The sequence below is a fragment of the Pseudomonas sp. I2 genome (assembly GCF_040984075.1).
In the GTDB taxonomy this organism is placed as follows: domain Bacteria; phylum Pseudomonadota; class Gammaproteobacteria; order Pseudomonadales; family Pseudomonadaceae; genus Aquipseudomonas; species Aquipseudomonas guariconensis_B.
In genome coordinates this window covers 65,984-82,805 of sequence record NZ_JBCGFQ010000020.1, presented here as the reverse complement: position 1 = coordinate 82,805, position 16,822 = coordinate 65,984, and the positions used below count along the sequence as shown (strand labels likewise).

Here is a 16,822-nt window from a genome sequence, read left to right as displayed (position 1 = left end):
ATGCTTTTTTCTTTTCGAGCCCTGCGCCTGACCCTGATCGTCCTGCTGATCCTCCTCGGTACCGCGCTCAGCGCCGGCTGGGCCATGCACCAGGCCAAGCGCCAGGCGATGGAGACCGACGCCCGTCGGGCCAGCCAGCAGTTGACCCTGTACGCCAACTCCCTGCATACGCTGATCGAGCGCTACCGCGCCCTGCCCGCCGTGCTGGCCCTGGACCCGGAATTGATCGACGCCCTGCGCGGCCCACTCACCGAACAGCGCCAGGACGCCCTGAACCGCAAGCTCGAACGCATCAACGGCGCCGCCAACTCCTCCACCCTGGAACTGCTCGACCGCACCGGCCTGGCCGTGGCCGCCAGCAACTGGCGCCTGCCGACCAGCTACGTCGGCTCCAACTACGGCTTTCGCCCCTACTTCAAGCAGACCCGCAGCCAGGGCAGCGGCAGTTTCTACGCCGTCGGCGTGACCAGTGGCGTGCCGGGGTACTTCCTGTCCAGCGCGGTGCACGACGAACAGGGGCGCTTCCTCGGCGCCATGGTGGTCAAGCTGGAGTTTCCCGAGCTGGAGCGCGAATGGCGCCAGGGCAGCGACATCCTGCTGGTCAGTGACGCCCGCGGCATCATCTTCATCGCCAACCAGGACGGCTGGCGCTACCGCGAACTGCTGCCGATCTCCAGCGCCGATCGTGCCGAGCTGGCCGCGACCCGCCAGTACGACAAGCAGCCACTGGTGCCGCTGCAGCACCAGGTGCTGACCCGCTTCGGCGACAACAGCCACCTCACCCGCGTGCAAGGCCCCGAGGGCACCGGCGAATACCTGTGGGAGAGCCTGCCGCTGGAAACCGAGGGCTGGACCTTGCACCTGCTGCGCAAGCCGCAGGTCAGCAAGGATGGCCGCAACGCCGCCCTGGCCGCCGCCGCGGTATGGCTGAGCCTGGTGTTCGCCGCCCTGTTCGCCAGCCAGCGCCTGCGCCTGGCTCGCCTGCGCCAGCGCAGCCGCGACGAGCTCAAGCGTCTGGTCGAGGAACGCACCCGCGAACTGCGCACCGCCCAGGAAGGGCTGGTGCAGTCGGCCAAGCTGGCGGCCCTGGGGCAGATGTCGGCGGCACTGGCCCATGAGATCAACCAGCCGCTGACCACCCAGCGCATGCAACTGGAAACCCTGCGCCTGCTGCTCGACCACGGCCGCCACGAAGAGGCACGCCAGGCCCTGGAGCCGCTGGAGCAGATGCTCACGCGCATGGCCGCGCTGACCGGCCACCTCAAGACCTTCGCCCGCAACAGTCCCGGCGGCCTGCGCGAGCGCCTGGACCTGGCCACCGTGGTCGACCAGGCCCTGCACCTGCTGGAGGCGCGTATCCGCGGCGAAGGCGTCGAAGTGGCCCTGTACCTGGCACGCCCGGCCTGGGTACGCGGCGATGCCATCCGCCTCGAGCAGGTGCTGATCAACCTGTTGCACAACGCCCTCGACGCCATGGCCGACAAGCGCTACAAACGCCTGGAGATCCGTATCGAGGCCGATGACGGCCACTGGCGCCTGAGCGTGCTCGACTCCGGCGGCGGCATCCCCGAGGCCGACCTGGCCAAGGTCTTCGACCCCTTCTTCACCACCAAGCCGGTGGGCGAAGGGCTCGGCCTGGGCCTGGCGATCTCCTACGGCATCGTCCACGAGGCCGGCGGCCAACTGCAGGCCGAGAACCTGCCCGGCGGCGCCCGCCTGAGCCTTACCCTGCCACGTGACCTGGAGCCTGTATGTTGAATTCGGTGATCGTCGTCGACGATGAAGCCAGTATCCGCACCGCGGTGGAACAGTGGCTGAGCCTGTCGGGCTTCAGCGTGCAACTGTTCGCCCGTGCCGAGGATTGCCTGGCGCAATTGCCGCCCCACTACCCCGGGGTGATCGTCAGCGACGTGCGCATGCCGGGCATGGATGGCCTGCAACTGCTCGAGCGGCTGCAGGGCCAGGACCCCGACCTGCCGGTGATCCTGCTCACCGGCCACGGCGACGTGCCCATGGCGGTGGAGGCCATGCGCAGCGGCGCCTATGACTTCCTGGAAAAACCCTTCACGCCGCAGACCCTGCTCGGCAGCCTGCGCCGGGCCCTGGAAAAACGCCAACTGGTGCTGGAGAACCGCCGCCTGCACCAGCAGGCCGACCTCAAGGCACGCCTGGAAGGCACCCTGCTGGGCATGTCCCAGGGCCTGCAGCAATTGCGCCGGCAGGTCCTGGACCTGGCGAACCTGCCGGTCAACGTGCTGATCCGTGGCGAGACCGGCAGCGGCAAGGAGCGTGTCGCCCGCTGCCTGCACGACTTCGGGCCACGCGCCGACAAACCCTTCGTCGCCCTCAACTGTGCGGCGATCCCCGAGTCGCTGTTCGAGGCCGAGCTGTTCGGTCATGAGAGCGGCGCCTTCACCGGCGCCCAGGGCAAGCGCATCGGCAAGCTGGAATACGCCAATGGCGGCACGGTGTTCCTCGACGAGATCGAGAGCATGCCCCTGGCCCAACAGGCCAAGCTGCTGCGCGTGATCCAAGAGCAGAAACTCGAGCGCCTGGGGGCCAACCAGAGCATCAGCGTAGACCTGCGGATCATCGCCGCGACCAAGCCCGACCTGCTCGAAGAAGCCCGTGCCGGACGCTTCCGCGAAGACCTGGCCTACCGCCTGAATGTCGCCGAACTGCGCCTGGCACCCTTGCGCGAGCGGCGCGAGGACATCCCGTTGCTGTTCGAGCACTTCGCCCGCGCGGCCGCCGAGCGCCTGGGCCGCGCTGCACCACCGCTGGCCGGTGCGCAACTGGCGCAGCTGCTGGCCCACGACTGGCCGGGCAACGTGCGCGAACTGGCCAATGCCGCCGAACGCCACGCCCTGGGCCTGGACTCGCCGGGCCTGGAAGCAACCAGCGCGAGCCATTCCCTCGCCGAACAGATGGAAGCGTTCGAGGCCCAGTGCCTGCGTGCTGCGCTGCGCCAGCACAAGGGCGAGATCAAGGCGGTCATGGAAACCCTGCAACTGCCACGGCGCACGCTGAACGAGAAGATGCAGCGGCACGGGTTGGTACGCGAGGATTTCCTCGAGCGCGAATGAGCGGATTCTTGCTCGCTCACGCTTTTCGATAAGCGGAAATCCGCTCATTCAGCCGCTTTCGTAGGGGCGGCGTTGCAGCCCATCGCGGGCAAGCCCGCCCCCCGTGAGGGGGTGCCGTATACCTCAAGAAGTGCGGTTTACAGGGCTTGCGTGGGGGCTGACCGGCCCACGATAGGGCACGCGGCGCCCTCATTTGGATCACCCTGCATCCATTTGGCACACTTTCTGCACTTGTCCCGGCAAGCCGCGCCACGGCGCGCTCCACAAAAACAACGAGAAGGTATCCCTGATGGATAACGCCACCACCCTGCCCGCCGGGGCGGCCCTCGCGCCCGCCGCGGAAAAAACCACCTCCAGCCGTCTCAAGTCGATCTTCAGCGGATCCATCGGCAACATGGTCGAATGGTACGACTGGTACGTCTACGCCGCATTCTCGCTGTACTTCGCCAAGGCCTTCTTCCCGGCTGGCGACACCACCGCCCAACTGCTCAATACCGCCGCGATCTTCGCCGTGGGCTTCCTCATGCGCCCGATCGGTGGCTGGCTGATGGGCCTGTACGCCGACCGCAAGGGCCGCAAGGCCGCGCTGATGGCCTCGGTACTGCTGATGTGCGCAGGCTCCTTGATCATCGCCCTGACCCCGGGCTACGAAAGCATCGGCGTCGCCGCGCCGGTCCTGCTGGTGCTGGCGCGCCTGATGCAGGGCCTATCGGTGGGCGGTGAATACGGCACCTCGGCGACCTACCTCAGCGAGATGGCCACCAAGGACCGCCGTGGCTTCTTCTCCAGCTTCCAGTACGTGACCCTGATCTCCGGCCAGCTCATCGCCCTGGCGGTGCTGATCATCCTGCAACAGACGCTCACCACCGAGCAGTTGTACGCCTGGGGCTGGCGCGTGCCCTTCGTGATCGGCGCGCTGTGCGCGGTGGTCGCCCTGTACCTGCGCCGTGGCATGGAAGAAACCGCCTCCTTCACCAAGAAGGAGAAGGCCAAGGAAAGCCTGATGCGCACCCTGCTGCGCCATCCCAAGGAGCTGATGACCGTGGTCGGCCTGACCATGGGCGGCACCCTGGCGTTCTACACCTACACCACCTACATGCAGAAGTACCTGGTCAACACCGTGGGCATGAGCATCAGCGACTCGACCACCATCTCGGCGGCCACGCTGTTCCTGTTCATGTGCCTGCAACCGGTGATCGGCAGCCTCTCCGACAAGATCGGCCGCCGCCCGATCCTGATCGCCTTCGGCGTGCTCGGTACCCTGTTCACCGTGCCGATCCTCAGCACCCTGCACACCGTGCAGACCTGGTGGGGCGCCTTCTTCCTGATCATGGCGGCGCTGATCATCGTCAGCGGCTACACCTCGATCAACGCGGTGGTCAAGGCCGAGCTGTTCCCCACCGAGATCCGCGCCCTGGGCGTGGGCCTGCCCTACGCCCTGACCGTGTCGATCTTCGGCGGCACCGCCGAGTACGTGGCTCTGTGGTTCAAGAGCGCAGGCATGGAAACCGGCTTCTACTGGTACGTCACCGGCTGCATCGCTTGCTCGCTGCTGGTGTATGCCACCATGAAGGACACCCGCAAGCACTCGCGGATCACCACTGACTGATCCTGCTTGCAAGCCTGCAAAAGGGGCGCTCCGTCTGACGGGGCGCCCCTTTTTCATGGCTATCGTGAGCCGAATAACCCCCTTATTCGGCTCACCAAATGAGCCGAATAAGGCTACTATTGGGCTCATGGCACAACAAGGGGAAACCATGAGCGATCCAATGTGGATCTGGCAGCGGCCAGAGTGGCCTCATTTGCGCTGGGATACAGAGCAGCTTGCCACGCTGCTGCGAAGCTGTGTCGAAACGCAGGGACGTTTGCTGGGCAGGATCGGTGCCGTGGACGAACTCAGCGAAAGCCACAATATCCTGGATACCTTGCTGCAGAACATCATTACGTCCTCCGCCATCGAGGGCGAGCAGCTCAATGTCGGCTCCGTGCGTTCCTCCCTGGCCCGTCGCCTGGGTCTCGAGGGGCATGGTTCGACTACAGCCCGCAGCGAGGGGCTTGCCGAACTGATGCTGGACGCGACGCAGGGATATGACCAGCCCTTGACCCTGCAACGCCTGTTCACCTGGCATCGATGGTTGTTCCCGGCAAGCGACGAGGCCCTGGGTAAACCCATCCTCGTCGGCCAACTGCGGGACGAGGCGCCCATGCAGGTGGTTTCCGGCCGCCTCGACAAACCCAGGGTACATTTCGAAGCGCCCCCGCGAGCCGGGCTGCAAGAGCAGCTCCAGGCGTTTCTCGAATGGTTCGAGGACAGTCGCCACTTCACGCAGTTGGACCCGTTCCTACGCGCCGGCATCGCCCACTTCTGGTTCGTGACCCTGCATCCGTTCGATGATGGCAATGGTCGCCTGACCCGCGCCCTCACTGACCTGGCCCTGGCCCAGGGCGAACGACAGGCCATCCGTTTCCATGCGATGTCCGCCAGCATCCTCGAGGATCGGTCAGGCTATTACGCGGTGCTGGAAAGCAGCCAGAAAGGCGACCTGGACATTACACGCTGGCTAGCCTGGTTCTTGACGACCTTGCTGCGCAGCCTGGAGCAGGCGCTGGTGCGGATCGACCGGGTGTTGGCCAAGGCGCGCTTCTGGCATGCGCACCGCAGTGATGGGCTGCTGCCCGAGCAGGTGAAGGTGCTCAACCGATTGCTCGATGGCGGCCAACGCGGCTTCGAGGCGGGTATCAACGCCAGTCAGTATCAAGCGGTGGCCAAGGTGTCCAAGGCCACCGCCACCCGCCATCTCACCGACCTGCTCGACAAGGGCTGCCTGGTTCGCCTGCCGGGCGGCGGTCGCAGTACCCGCTACCGGGTCAATACGCCCGTTGATGATCAGGTTGAACGATAGAACTTCAACCTGACCCTTCGCACTTAACCCCGAATTAATTCAGCAGAGGCATCCTTCGAAGGGTGGCGAAGTGTCTTTCGCCGCTCCCGGAAAGGGACACCTGACGTGATGCTTCGCAGGTATCTGCACATCAAACAAATCGAAAAAGTAGATTTATTAGCGCTACTTTTTGCGCTTTTTAATCTAATTAATCGGCGTAACATGAAACCCATAGAGCAGAGCAACCCATCGATTCCACTGGAGCAACGACCATGAAAAACAAACTGATCCTGACCCTGGCCCTGTCGGTACTGGCGACCGGCGCCTTCGCCGAAGACGGCTTCGACCGTACCAACGCCCACAACTTCACCGCCGTCCAGACCCAATCGGCGACTTATGCAGAAGATGGTTTCGACCGTACCGGCGCACAACGCTTCGCCGAAGATGGCTTCGACCGTACCGGCGCACAACGCTTCGCCGAAGATGGCTTCGACCGCACTGGCGCACAACGCTTCGCCGAAGATGGCTTCGACCGCACTGGCGCACAACGCTTCGCCGAAGACGGCTTCGACCGCACCCACGCCCACCGCATCGGCTGATCCCGCGATGCGAGCGCCCAGCCCGGCTTCGGCCGGGCTTGATCGTTTCCAGCCGGGCCCAGCCTTGGCACACTAGGCGCCTCGTCCCGCCAAGAGGAAGGGCCACAGGCCCTGCGCAGATGTACTACTACGAACCCGCCAAAGGCCACGGCCTGCCTCATGACCCGTTCAACGCCATCGTCGGCCCCCGGCCCATCGGCTGGATCTCCACCCAGGACCGCGAAGGTCGCCTGAACCTGGCGCCCTACAGTTTTTTCAACGCCTTCAACTACGTGCCGCCGATCATCGGTTTCTGCAGCATCGGCCGCAAAGACAGCCTGAACAACATCGAACAGACCGGTGAATTCGTCTGGAACCTGGCCACCCGCCCGCTGGCCGAGCAGATGAACCAGAGCTGCGTGGCGGTGGCGGCCGAGGTGGATGAATTCCAGTTGAGCGAACTGACGCCCACGGCATCGCGCATCGTCGGGGTACCGCGCGTGGGGGAAAGCCCGGTGGCCTTCGAGTGCAAGGTGAGCCAGATCGTCCAGCTCCAGCGCGCCGACCAGGCGCTGGTGCCCAGTTGGCTGATCCTTGGCGAAGTGGTGGCCGTGCATATCGCCGAGCACCTGCTCAAGGACGGCATCTACGACACTGCCGCCGCCGAGCCCATCCTGCGCGGCGGCGGGCCTGCGGATTACTTCGAGCTGGGCAACTGCTTCAAGATGCCCCGGCCACGGGCCTGATCACCAGACCAGCTCGCCGTCTTCGCTGACGCCTTGCAGGCGCCCGAGCTCGGCGCAGGCGGCTTCGTCGGCGGCCATCGCCGTCTTGAACAGTTGCCCGTCCAGCACCTTGTGGAAACGCGGCGCGCCGCCCATGCCCAGGGCCTTCACGGCGATCGCGGCGTGGTAGCCGCCGCCCTCTGCCGGAACCATTGCCGAAACCGCTTCGAAGCGGGGGAATTCTCTACGTGCCATCGTGCCTGTATCCACGTGTTGATCGAAGGGCGGCATTCTAACCTGGCGAGTGCCGGGCACAATCGGTGCTGCCTATTCGGGCCCAGGCATCATGCAAAGGTATGCAGGTCGAGGCTCGCGACCACCTGCGCCTGCACCAGCTCGCCGAACAGGTCCAGGGTCGGCGAGGCGAAGTAGCCGCTCATGGCCTGCTGGTCGCGCCAGCTGCCACTGAGCAGCCAGAGGTCCGTATCGGCCTGGGAGCGCTGCACGGTGAAACTCAGGCAGCCGGGCGTCTGCAACGAGGGTTCGAGCAGGTCACGCAGGCGCGCGCCCAACTCCGCCGAACGACCGCTGCTGGCCCGGATGAAAGCCAGGTGAGTGACCGGTTGAGGCTGGGTCATGAACGTTCTCCTTGAAGCAGACGGACGGAAAGGCCAGGCTGGCAAGGTTAGGCCCTCGCCCGCGCGCGCCGTTAGGCCATTACTGCCGGCCGCTTGCCTGATCCTGCAACCGTGCAGGATCAGGCAAGCGAGGAGCAGCTTTCGACTAGCGCCCACCCTTGCCCGAACCTATCCTGCGTCGGTCAGTAGAGGAAACCCGCCATGACCACGCCCACGCCCCCCGCCCCGTCCCTGGAGCTACAACGCCAGGAGCTGGCCGACCTGATCCTGCGCCATGCCGGCGAGCCCTACGGCACGGCCTCGGCGGTCGACGACCTGTACCTGGTGGCCTACCGGGAAAACGTGCGTTCGGTGCCGAGCCTGGCGCAACCTGCCCTGTGTGTCCTGGCCCAGGGCAGCAAGAGCCTGTTCCTGGGCGACGAGCAATACACCTACGACCCATTGCACTACATGGTGGTGTCGGTAACCCTGCCGATCAGCCGGGTGCGCCTGGACGCCAGCCCCGAGACGCCCAGCCTGGGCCTGCGCCTGGACATCGACCCGGCACAGATCAGCCAACTGATCGCCGAAAGCGGGCCGATGCTGGTGCCCAACCTTCCTTCTGGCCGTGGCCTGTATGTGGAAAAGACCGATCCGCAGTTGCTCGATGCCTTGCTACGTCTGGTGCGCCTGCTCGACGCCCCCCGGGATATCCCCATGCTGGCGCCACTGATCCGCCGGGAAATCCTCTATCGCCTGCTACGCGGGCCACAGGGCTACCGCCTGTACGAGATCGCCCTGGCCAACAGCCAGACCCACCGGGTCAGCCAGGCCATCGCCTGGCTCAACCAGCACTTCCAGCGACCGCTGCGCATCGAAGATCTGGCGCGCGAGGTCAACCTCAGTACCTCGACCTTGCACCATCGATTCAAGGCAGTGACCTCGATGAGCCCCCTGCAGTACCAGAAGCAGTTGCGCCTGCAGGAAGCGCGGCGGTTGATGCTCAATGAGGGGCTCGAAGCCGCGGTGGCGGGGTACCGGGTGGGCTACGAAAGCCCGTCTCAGTTCAGCCGGGAGTACAGCAGGCTGTATGGCGCACCGCCGATCCGTGACGTGGCGCGGCTGCGTACCGCTGCCGATTGAAGGCCGGGTTGCGCTGCCATGATGGGGCGCGCAGCGGCCCCGATGCAGCCGCTTCGCCGTACCTGTCAGCCCCCCACCGCCGTCTGCCACTGGGCTTGGTCGATCTGGATCAAGGTCGGCCCCTGGCGCTCCACAGCCTGGCGCAGCGCGGCCTGCAACTGGCCCACGTCCTCCACCTGCTGCGCCGCGGCGCCCAGGGCCCGGGCGACACCGATGAAGTCCGGCGTATGGATGTCCACGCCCACCGGTTCGATGGCCCGGTTGACCATGTATTTCTTGATTTCCTCGTAACCCTGGTTGTTCCACAGCAGCACGATCAACGGCACCTGGGCCTCCACCGCGCTGGCCAGTTCAGGCAGGGTGAACTGCAAGCCGCCATCGCCGATCAGGCAGATGGCTGGTGAACGCTCGTCCACCTGCCCGCCGCTGCCGAGCCAGGCGCCCATGGCCGCCGGTAGGGCGTAGCCAAGGGTGCCGTAGCCGGTCGAGGCGTTGAACCAGCGCCGTGGCTGGTCCATGTCCAAGGTCAGGTTGCCGGTGTACACCGGCTGGGTCGAGTCGCCCACCAGGATGGCGTCGGGCAGGGTTTCCAGCACGCTGGTGAGCAGGCGTGTCTGGCTCAGGGTCGGCGGGTCCCAAGTGGTCGACAAGTCCTGGCGCAGGCGAGCGGCACGCACGGCGCCCCAGGCGGGGTCACGCACCGGTTGCATCTGAGTCTGCAAGGCATCGAGCAAGGCCTCGGCCGCCTGCTCGGCATCTGCCACCAGCGCCAGTTCCGGCAGGTAGTTGCGCACGGTCTGGTCCGGGTCGATGTCTATGCGCAGCAGGCTGCCGGGAATCTCGAAGCCGCCTTTGAAGGTCACGTCGTAGTCGGTCTCGGCAAGCTCGGTGCCGATGGCCAGCACCACGTCGGCCTCGGCGACCAGCGCGCGAGTGGCCGGCAGCGACTGGGTCGAACCGATCTGCAACGGATGCCCGGACGGCAGCAAGCCCTTGGCATTGATGGTCAGCGCCACCGGTGCCTGCAAGTGCTCCGCCAGGCGGGCCAGGGCCGTGCCCGCCGCCAGGGCGCCGCCACCGGCGAGGATCAACGGCCGCCGCGCCGAGGCCAGGCGCTCGGCCATGAGCGCCACACCCCGTGGCGCCGCGCCCGCCCGACCGGTGCGCACGGGACGACCCGGCAGCAGGTGGCCGGCCGGCTCGACCAGCACATCCAGGGGGATCTCGATATGCACCGGCCTTGGCCGGGCACCGTCGAACACGGCAAAGGCACGGGCCAGCACCTGGGGCAGGTCGTCGGCACTCATCAAGGTATGGGAGAACGCCGCCACACCGGCGACCAACCCTGCCTGGCTGGGCAGCTCGTGCAACTTGCCGCGACCGCCGCCGAGTTGGTCGCGGGCCTGCACGCTGGAAATCACCAGCATCGGGATCGAGTCGGCATAGGCTTGGCCCATGGCCGTGGTGATGTTGGTCATGCCAGGGCCGGTGATGATGAAACACACCCCCGGCTTGCCACGGGTGCGCGCATAGCCGTCGGCCATGAACCCGGCCCCCTGCTCGTGGCGTGGGGTGATGTGCCGGATCGACGATCCCGCCAGGCCGCGATACAGCTCCACGGTATGCACGCCAGGAATGCCGAAGACATGCTCCACGCCATAGCCTTCGAGGAGTTCGACCAGTACTTCGCCACAGGTTGCCATCTGTCTTTTACCTGATTCTTGTTGAGACCAGTGACCATGGAACCAAGGCATGGCTATCGCCACAATGCAAAAAAACACATACTAGTCATGTCTTGTGATCATGGCTCAGCGCAATGAAACGTCTGCCTCCTCTACCGGCCCTGCACACCTTTCTGGTCACCGCCCAACATTGCAATTTCACCCGCGCGGCGCAGCAGCTGCACATCACCCAGGGCGCGGTCAGCCGGCAGATCGCCGGGCTCGAGGAACACCTGGGCTATGCCCTGTTCCAGCGCCAGGCCCGTGGCCTGGCACTGACCCGCGAGGGCCAGGACTGGTTGCCCCGGGTGCAGCAGGTGTTCGCCCTCATCGAGCAGGGCGTGCGCGAAGTCGGCGGGCGCAGCGCCGTCCTGCAGCTCAAGGCGCCCACCTGCGTGATGCGCTGGCTGCTGCCACGGCTGATGGAATGGCAGGCCCTGCGCCCGGACGTGCCGGTGGAGCTGACCACCACCGTGCAGCACGGCGTGGACCTGCGCCGCGAAGGCTTCGATGCCGCCGTAGTCTATGGCGGGCCACCGAGCCCGGGCCTGCAGGTGCGCAAGCTATTCGACGAGCAACTGACGCCGGTCTGCGCCCCGTCGTTGCTGCAGGGCGCCGCGTCGTTGGCGTGCCTGGAGGACCTGTCCCGGCACATGCTGCTGCACCCCTCGTCGGACGAGCATGACTGGCGGCTGTGGCTACAGGCGGCGGGAGCGGCGTTCGAGCCGCAGGGGCCCAGGCAGCATTTCCAGACCCTGGACATGGCGATGGCCATGGCTGCCCAGGGTACCGGCGTGGCGATCGGCGACTGGGCGCTGATTGGCGACGACCTGCTCAGCGGCCGGCTGTGCATGCCTTTCGGGCTGAAGGTGGCAACCGGCAAGGGCTACTACCTGGTCTGCCCTGCCAAGCCGCTGCCGCCGGGGCTGGTCGAGCTGATGGATTGGCTCGAGGATCGCGCCAGGCAGTGATCCCAGGTTGACCTATGCTTGTAGGTATCACCTGTTGCAGCAACAGGAGGTACGCACCATGAGCATCAGATCCAGACGCTGGACCCTTGCCCTCATCGTGATCGCCGTCGCGGGGCTCTATGGTTCGGCCTGCTGGCGAGTCGAATTGCTGCGCAACCAACCCAACGCCGCGGCAAGCTGCGCCCAGGAGCATTGCGTGCCGCACACCGCGACCTTGAGCGCCGTGCGCTGAACCGACTGCACCGCGCCGATCACTCCTCGACGCTCATGTACTCCTTGGCCCAGCGAATGTAGTCCTCGGGCTGGGTGTAGGTATGCGACAGCTCGGTGGCGCTGAGGCTCTCGGACTTGTTCTGCTGCCCGCGTTGCAGACGCAGGCAGTCGTAGGTGGCCTTGATCGCGGCGAAGTAGGCGGCATGGCCGTCGACCACCACCCGCACGCCCAGGCGCGCCAGGCGCTCGTCGTCACGCAGGTTCGGGTTGCCGTAGCTGACCAGCATCAGTGGCACCGTCAGGTGCTCGGCGATCTGCTCCAGATGGTCGAAATCCCTCACACCCACCATGCAGATACCATCGGCCCCGGCCTTCTGGTAGCTCTGGGTGCGGACGATGATTTCCTCGGTGCTCAGCACGCCGGCGTTGGTCCGGGCGATGATCGACAGCGCCGAGTCGACCCGCGCCTCGAGGGCCGCGCGGATCTTGCCGACCCCTTCCTCCACCGGGATCAGGTCGGTGGACTTGCGGCCGAACTGCGCCGGCAGCAGGGTATCCTCGATGGTCAGCGCGGCCACGCCGGCGCGCTCCAGCTCGATCACCGTGCGCATCACGTTGAGGGCGTTGCCGTAGCCGTGGTCGGCATCGGCGATCACCGGCAACTGGGCCACCCGGCCGATGCGAGTGGCCTGCTCGACGAACTCGCTCAGGGTGATCAGGGCGAAATCGGGCGCGGCCAGCACCTGAAGCGAGGCCACCGAACCACCGAGGATGCCGACCTCGAAGCCCAGGTCGGCGGCGATGCGGGCCGACATGGGGTCAAACACCGACGCGGTGTGAAAGCACGAACCTGAAGCCAGCAGTTCGCGGAAGGCAAAACGCAGATCGTGGTGGGAAGCCTTGGACATGATCACTCCGCTTGTAAGGTGAAAATTGAACCTGACCTGTTCCAACCGTCGCCATCTGGGCGGTCATGCTCGACATGCAGGCAGAGGAATAGAAGGTGTGGGAAACAGCGCTGGGAAATCCTGCGGCAATGCGTTGCACCATGCTGGTGCAGACCGCGGATTTCAGCGACTGCGGCCAGGTCACGATATCACGCAGCCATGCAGCACTGGATGAATGCGCCAATGCCGATCTTGCATAGGGGATGCACGTAGTACATAGGAAGCTACCTAACTCAGGTTACAATCCGGCGGTTGGCGCGATAGCGAGGTGAGCTATTCAGGGGGCGCGAAGCGACCCTGATGAGATACCACGACTCGAACCGCCCTGATACACCCCATTCCCCGACAAGGTATGCCCGTGACCGCCGCCCTCCCCCCTGCCGTGCTGCGCAGCGTCCTCACCGCCCTGATGCTGGCGATCTTCCTCGGCGCCCTGGACCAGACCATCGTCGCCGTGTCCATGCCCGCGATCTCCGCGCAGTTCAACGATGTCGGCCTGCTGGCCTGGGTCATCTCCGGCTACATGGTGGCCATGACCGTGGCCGTGCCGATCTATGGCAAGCTCGGCGACCTCTACGGACGCCGACGCATGATCCTCACCGGCACCGCCGTGTTCACCCTGGCCTCGGTAGCCTGCGCCCTGGCCCAGGACATGCAGCAACTGGTGCTGGCACGGGTGGTCCAGGGCATCGGGGCCGGCGGCATGGTGTCGGTGAGCCAGGCGATCATCGGCGACTTCGTCCCGCCTCGGGAACGCGGTCGCTACCAGGGCTACTTCAGCAGCATGTACGCCCTGGCCAGCGTGGCCGGGCCGGTGCTCGGCGGCTGGCTGACCGAATACCTGTCATGGCGCTGGGTGTTCTGGATCAACCTGCCGCTGGGCCTGTTCGCCCTATGGGCGATCCACCGTGCCCTGGGCAACATGCCCGGCCAACGGCGCGACGCGCAGGTGGACTATCTCGGCGCGCTGCTGCTGATCCTCGGGCTGGGCAGCCTGCTGCTGGGCATCACCCTGGTCGGCCAGGGCCATGCCTGGCTGGCGCCACCGGTACTGGCGCTGTTCGCCACGGCCCTGCTGGGGCTGCTGCTGTTCGTCGGGCATGAGCGGCGCTGCGCCGAGCCGCTCCTGCCCCTGCAACTGTTCGGCAACCGCGCGGCGGTCCTGTGCTGGTGCACGGTGTTCTTCGCCAGCTTCCAGTCGATCGCCCTGACCATGCTCATGCCCCTGCGCTACCAGGGCATCACCGGCGCCGGCGCCGACAGCGCCGCCCTACACCTGCTGCCGCTGGCCATGGGCCTGCCCTTGGGCGCCTTCTGTGGTGGGCGCATGACCAGCCTCACCGGCCGCTACCGGCCGCAGATCCTCGCCGGCGCCGTGCTGATGCCCGTGGCCATCGCCGCCATGGCCCTGACGCCGCCGCAAGCGGGCGTGCTCAGTGCCGTATTCATGTCGCTGGCCGGCATCGCCTGCGGCCTGCAGTTCCCCACCTCGCTGGTGGGCGCGCAGAGCGCGGTCGAGATGAAGGACATCGGCGTTTCCACCAGCACCACCAACTTGTTCCGCTCCCTCGGCGGTGCCATGGGGGTGGCGTGCATGTCCAGCCTGCTGCTGGCGCTGCTGCACCAGGGTGGTTTCGAGTTGTTGGGCAATCCGCTGCTGGGCAGCCTGAAGGCGGGTGAAGCGGACCCGGTGACCCAGGCACGGTTGCTGGAGACGTTTCGTCATCTGCTGCTGGCCAGCGCCGGGGTATCGCTGATCGGGCTGGGGGCTGCACTGGCGATGCCCGACCGCCAACTGCGGGGGCATTGAGGATGCTGGGGCCGCTCGGGCGCCGCATTAACCTCCCCTTAATACAGAGGGGAAACACTTCATCACAATCCTTCACAAAGTGTCATTTGCGCAGGGAGGGACTCAAGCGCAGCATATCTAGCCCCGTGTCGACCCATTTTTCAGCATCGCCCAACAGGTCGAAGCTGTCCGGCAACAGCAACCAACGCCCGATCAAGCCATCGACATAGGCGAACAGGGCGATGGCCGCACGTTGCACGTCCAGGTCGGCGGGCAATTGCTCGCGGCGCACGGCATTGGTCATGGCCAGGGTGATGCCCTCATGGCAATCCAGGACCGCTCCCTGGCGCTGCTGGCGGATTTCACACATGTCGTCGGTGAACTCGCACTTGTGATGCAGGATTTCATTGATACGCCGGGTGCGCGCGTCGAGCGCCAGCTCGTTGAGCACCTGCAGCAACAGCGTGCGCATGCAGCCGAGCGGGTCGACCTCGTCCTCGCTCTCGCTCGCGCGGGCCAGGTGGTCATGGGTCTCGTGCAGGCTGTCGAGCAATGCCTGGATCAGGTCGGCCTTGTTGCTGAAATGCCAGTAGATCGCCCCGCGGGTCACGCCCGCCAGCTCGGCGATGTCGGCCAGGGTGGTTCGCGCAACCCCGCGCTTGTAGAAGGCCTTTTCCGCCGCCTCGATGATCTGGGCGCGGGTTTCCTGGGCTTCCTCTTTGGTTCGACGGACCATGGCAGCTCAACCTCTATCACGGCCCGCACGCTCGCATGGCGTGCGGTCATCAGGCCGGGGTCGCCTCTTTCAGGGCCTCACCCGGTGTATGTGTCCAGTCCGCGGGGGGATTCACACCCCTCTGCGGTATTTACAAACAAGCATGAATGTAAGTATATTCGTTAGTAAGCTATTTATCCACTGGATAAGTATTTTTCCGATAGGACACTTCCACTATTCTTGAGCGTCTCCCAGCTCTAGCGACCCGAGGATCCTCATGCAATTCAAGCCAGCCGTCACCGCCCTGGTTTCCGCCGTCGCCCTGGCAACCTTGCTAAGTGGCTGTAACAAAGAAGAAGCAGCGCCCGCGGCGCAGGCTCCTCTGGTCGGCGTCGTTACCCTCCAGCCACAGGCCTACACCCTGACCAGCGAACTGCCGGGACGCACCAGCGCCTACCGGGTCGCCGAGGTTCGTCCACAGGTCAACGGCATCATTCTCAAGCGCCTGTTCAAGGAAGGCAGCGACGTCAAGGCCGGCCAACAGCTGTACCAGATCGACCCGGCCATCTACGAAGCCAACCTGGCCAATGCCCAGGCCAACCTGCAAGCCACCCGCTCGCTGGCCGAGCGCTACAAGCAGCTGATCGACGAGCAGGCTGTCTCCAAGCAGGAATACGACGACGCCAATGCCAAACGATTGCAGGCTGAAGCCTCGCTCAAGAGCGCCCAGATCGACCTGCGCTACACCAAGGTCCTGGCCCCGATCAGCGGCCGCATCGGTCGCTCGTCGGTCACCGAAGGCGCGCTGGTGAACAACGGCCAGAGCAACGCCATGGCCACCATCCAGCAGCTCGACCCGATCTACGTCGACGTCACCCAGTCCACCGCCGAGCTGCTCAAGCTGCGCCGCGACCTGGAAAGCGGCCAGTTGCAGAAGGCCGGCGAGAATGCCGCCAAGGTCCAGCTGGTGCTGGAAGACGGCAGCCTGTTCGGCCAGGAAGGCCGCCTGGAGTTCTCCGAAGTCGCGGTCGACGAGACCACCGGCTCGGTGACCCTGCGGGCGATCTTCCCCAACCCCGAGCACACCCTGCTGCCCGGCATGTTCGTGCATGCCCGCCTGCAGGCCGGGGTCAACGCCAACGCCATCCTGGCCCCACAGCAGGGCGTGACCCGGGACCTCAAGGGCAACCCGACCGCGCTGGTGGTCAACCAGGAGAACAAGGTCGAGCTGCGTAACCTCAAGGCCAACCGCACCCTGGGCAACGACTGGCTCATCGAGGAAGGCCTCAACCCGGGCGACCGCCTGATCACCGAAGGCCTGCAGTTCGTCCGCCCGGGCGTCGAGGTCAAGGTCAGCGAGGCCACCAACGTCAAGAAAGCGGTCAATCCAGCCCAGGCCAATGCGGCAAGCGCAGGCGGCAAAGGGGAGTAAGAC

Annotated in this window: 16 protein-coding genes; 11 read left to right on the top strand and 5 right to left on the bottom strand. The window is 65.7% G+C overall.

Annotated features, from left to right (window positions below; genetic code table 11):
- The 6 genes from WCE05_RS12515 (at position 1) to WCE05_RS12490 (ending at position 7,292) form a co-directional block, all read left to right on the top strand.
- A complete protein-coding gene (locus WCE05_RS12515; RefSeq protein ID WP_253080375.1) occupies positions 1–1,758 on the top strand; it encodes an ATP-binding protein in 1,758 nt (585 codons plus the stop codon).
- A complete protein-coding gene (locus WCE05_RS12510) occupies positions 1,752–3,086 on the top strand; it encodes a sigma-54 dependent transcriptional regulator (protein ID WP_225788053.1) in 1,335 nt (444 codons plus the stop codon). The genes WCE05_RS12515 and WCE05_RS12510 overlap by 7 nt, the downstream gene beginning before the upstream one ends.
- A gap of 289 nt (positions 3,087–3,375) precedes the next feature.
- Positions 3,376–4,695, top strand: coding sequence for an MFS transporter (locus WCE05_RS12505; RefSeq protein ID WP_225788052.1), 1,320 nt, complete (start codon positions 3,376–3,378; stop codon positions 4,693–4,695).
- Positions 4,696–4,843: 148 nt separating this feature from the next.
- Complete coding sequence (locus tag WCE05_RS12500; RefSeq protein ID WP_368816002.1) at positions 4,844–5,989, top strand: Fic family protein; 1,146 nt, start codon at positions 4,844–4,846, stop codon at positions 5,987–5,989.
- 251 nt (positions 5,990–6,240) lie between these two features.
- The gene (locus WCE05_RS12495) at positions 6,241–6,567 is read left to right on the top strand and encodes a hypothetical protein (protein WP_225788050.1); all 327 of its coding nucleotides are present in this window, start codon (positions 6,241–6,243) and stop codon (positions 6,565–6,567) included.
- Positions 6,568–6,686: 119 nt separating this feature from the next.
- Complete coding sequence (locus tag WCE05_RS12490) at positions 6,687–7,292, top strand: flavin reductase family protein (protein ID WP_225788049.1); 606 nt, start codon at positions 6,687–6,689, stop codon at positions 7,290–7,292.
- Here the strand turns inward: WCE05_RS12490 and WCE05_RS12485 are convergent, their stop codons facing one another.
- Both WCE05_RS12485 and WCE05_RS12480 read right to left on the bottom strand, forming a co-directional pair.
- The gene (locus tag WCE05_RS12485; protein ID WP_225788048.1) at positions 7,293–7,526 is read right to left on the bottom strand and encodes a hypothetical protein; all 234 of its coding nucleotides are present in this window, start codon (positions 7,524–7,526) and stop codon (positions 7,293–7,295) included.
- A gap of 89 nt (positions 7,527–7,615) precedes the next feature.
- The gene (locus tag WCE05_RS12480) at positions 7,616–7,909 is read right to left on the bottom strand and encodes a putative quinol monooxygenase (RefSeq protein WP_225788047.1); all 294 of its coding nucleotides are present in this window, start codon (positions 7,907–7,909) and stop codon (positions 7,616–7,618) included.
- A gap of 201 nt (positions 7,910–8,110) precedes the next feature.
- Here WCE05_RS12480 and WCE05_RS12475 point away from each other — a divergent pair, with 201 nt between their 5' ends.
- Positions 8,111–9,031: an AraC family transcriptional regulator gene (locus tag WCE05_RS12475; protein ID WP_253080372.1), complete on the top strand. Its 921-nt coding sequence runs from the start codon at positions 8,111–8,113 to the stop codon at positions 9,029–9,031.
- Between the two features lie 65 nt (positions 9,032–9,096).
- Here the strand turns inward: WCE05_RS12475 and WCE05_RS12470 are convergent, their stop codons facing one another.
- Entirely contained in the window at positions 9,097–10,734 is a 1,638-nt protein-coding gene (locus tag WCE05_RS12470; protein ID WP_368816000.1) for a 5-guanidino-2-oxopentanoate decarboxylase, read from the bottom strand.
- Positions 10,735–10,847: 113 nt separating this feature from the next.
- Here WCE05_RS12470 and WCE05_RS12465 point away from each other — a divergent pair, with 113 nt between their 5' ends.
- Together WCE05_RS12465 and WCE05_RS12460 are read left to right on the top strand one after the other, a co-directional pair.
- A complete protein-coding gene (locus WCE05_RS12465; RefSeq protein ID WP_225788044.1) occupies positions 10,848–11,723 on the top strand; it encodes a LysR substrate-binding domain-containing protein in 876 nt (291 codons plus the stop codon).
- Positions 11,724–11,781: 58 nt separating this feature from the next.
- Positions 11,782–11,955 carry a hypothetical protein gene (locus tag WCE05_RS12460; RefSeq protein ID WP_225788043.1) on the top strand — a complete coding sequence of 58 codons (174 nt, stop codon included), beginning with the start codon at positions 11,782–11,784 and terminating at the stop codon, positions 11,953–11,955.
- Positions 11,956–11,974: 19 nt separating this feature from the next.
- Here WCE05_RS12460 and WCE05_RS12455 read toward each other — a convergent pair whose 3' ends face one another.
- Positions 11,975–12,844: an oxaloacetate decarboxylase gene (locus tag WCE05_RS12455; protein WP_253080371.1), complete on the bottom strand. Its 870-nt coding sequence runs from the start codon at positions 12,842–12,844 to the stop codon at positions 11,975–11,977.
- A gap of 397 nt (positions 12,845–13,241) precedes the next feature.
- Here WCE05_RS12455 and WCE05_RS12450 point away from each other — a divergent pair, with 397 nt between their 5' ends.
- Complete coding sequence (locus WCE05_RS12450; protein WP_368815999.1) at positions 13,242–14,693, top strand: MDR family MFS transporter; 1,452 nt, start codon at positions 13,242–13,244, stop codon at positions 14,691–14,693.
- Between the two features lie 82 nt (positions 14,694–14,775).
- Here WCE05_RS12450 and WCE05_RS12445 read toward each other — a convergent pair whose 3' ends face one another.
- Positions 14,776–15,408 (bottom strand): TetR family transcriptional regulator, encoded by a 633-nt coding sequence (locus WCE05_RS12445; RefSeq protein ID WP_225788040.1) that lies wholly within the window; start codon positions 15,406–15,408, stop codon positions 14,776–14,778.
- Between the two features lie 256 nt (positions 15,409–15,664).
- Here WCE05_RS12445 and WCE05_RS12440 point away from each other — a divergent pair, with 256 nt between their 5' ends.
- Positions 15,665–16,819, top strand: a complete 1,155-nt coding sequence (locus WCE05_RS12440) for an efflux RND transporter periplasmic adaptor subunit (protein WP_225788039.1) — start codon at positions 15,665–15,667, stop codon at positions 16,817–16,819.
- Positions 16,820–16,822: the final 3 nt, after the last annotated feature.

What these genes read in the sequence shown, in the direction of transcription:
- WCE05_RS12515 (WP_253080375.1), top strand. Translation starts at nt 1, where the DNA reads ATGCTTTTTTCTTTTCGAGCCCTGCGCCTGACCCTGATCGTCCTGCTG.
- WCE05_RS12510 (WP_225788053.1), top strand. Translation starts at nt 1,752, where the DNA reads ATGTTGAATTCGGTGATCGTCGTCGACGATGAAGCCAGTATCCGCACC.
- WCE05_RS12505 (WP_225788052.1), top strand. Translation starts at nt 3,376, where the DNA reads ATGGATAACGCCACCACCCTGCCCGCCGGGGCGGCCCTCGCGCCCGCC.
- WCE05_RS12500 (WP_368816002.1), top strand. Translation starts at nt 4,844, where the DNA reads ATGAGCGATCCAATGTGGATCTGGCAGCGGCCAGAGTGGCCTCATTTG.
- WCE05_RS12495 (WP_225788050.1), top strand. Translation starts at nt 6,241, where the DNA reads ATGAAAAACAAACTGATCCTGACCCTGGCCCTGTCGGTACTGGCGACC.
- WCE05_RS12490 (WP_225788049.1), top strand. Translation starts at nt 6,687, where the DNA reads ATGTACTACTACGAACCCGCCAAAGGCCACGGCCTGCCTCATGACCCG.
- WCE05_RS12485 (WP_225788048.1), bottom strand. Translation starts at nt 7,526, where the DNA reads ATGGCACGTAGAGAATTCCCCCGCTTCGAAGCGGTTTCGGCAATGGTT.
- WCE05_RS12480 (WP_225788047.1), bottom strand. Translation starts at nt 7,909, where the DNA reads ATGACCCAGCCTCAACCGGTCACTCACCTGGCTTTCATCCGGGCCAGC.
- WCE05_RS12475 (WP_253080372.1), top strand. Translation starts at nt 8,111, where the DNA reads ATGACCACGCCCACGCCCCCCGCCCCGTCCCTGGAGCTACAACGCCAG.
- WCE05_RS12470 (WP_368816000.1), bottom strand. Translation starts at nt 10,734, where the DNA reads ATGGCAACCTGTGGCGAAGTACTGGTCGAACTCCTCGAAGGCTATGGC.
- WCE05_RS12465 (WP_225788044.1), top strand. Translation starts at nt 10,848, where the DNA reads ATGAAACGTCTGCCTCCTCTACCGGCCCTGCACACCTTTCTGGTCACC.
- WCE05_RS12460 (WP_225788043.1), top strand. Translation starts at nt 11,782, where the DNA reads ATGAGCATCAGATCCAGACGCTGGACCCTTGCCCTCATCGTGATCGCC.
- WCE05_RS12455 (WP_253080371.1), bottom strand. Translation starts at nt 12,844, where the DNA reads ATGTCCAAGGCTTCCCACCACGATCTGCGTTTTGCCTTCCGCGAACTG.
- WCE05_RS12445 (WP_225788040.1), bottom strand. Translation starts at nt 15,408, where the DNA reads ATGGTCCGTCGAACCAAAGAGGAAGCCCAGGAAACCCGCGCCCAGATC.
- WCE05_RS12440 (WP_225788039.1), top strand. Translation starts at nt 15,665, where the DNA reads ATGCAATTCAAGCCAGCCGTCACCGCCCTGGTTTCCGCCGTCGCCCTG.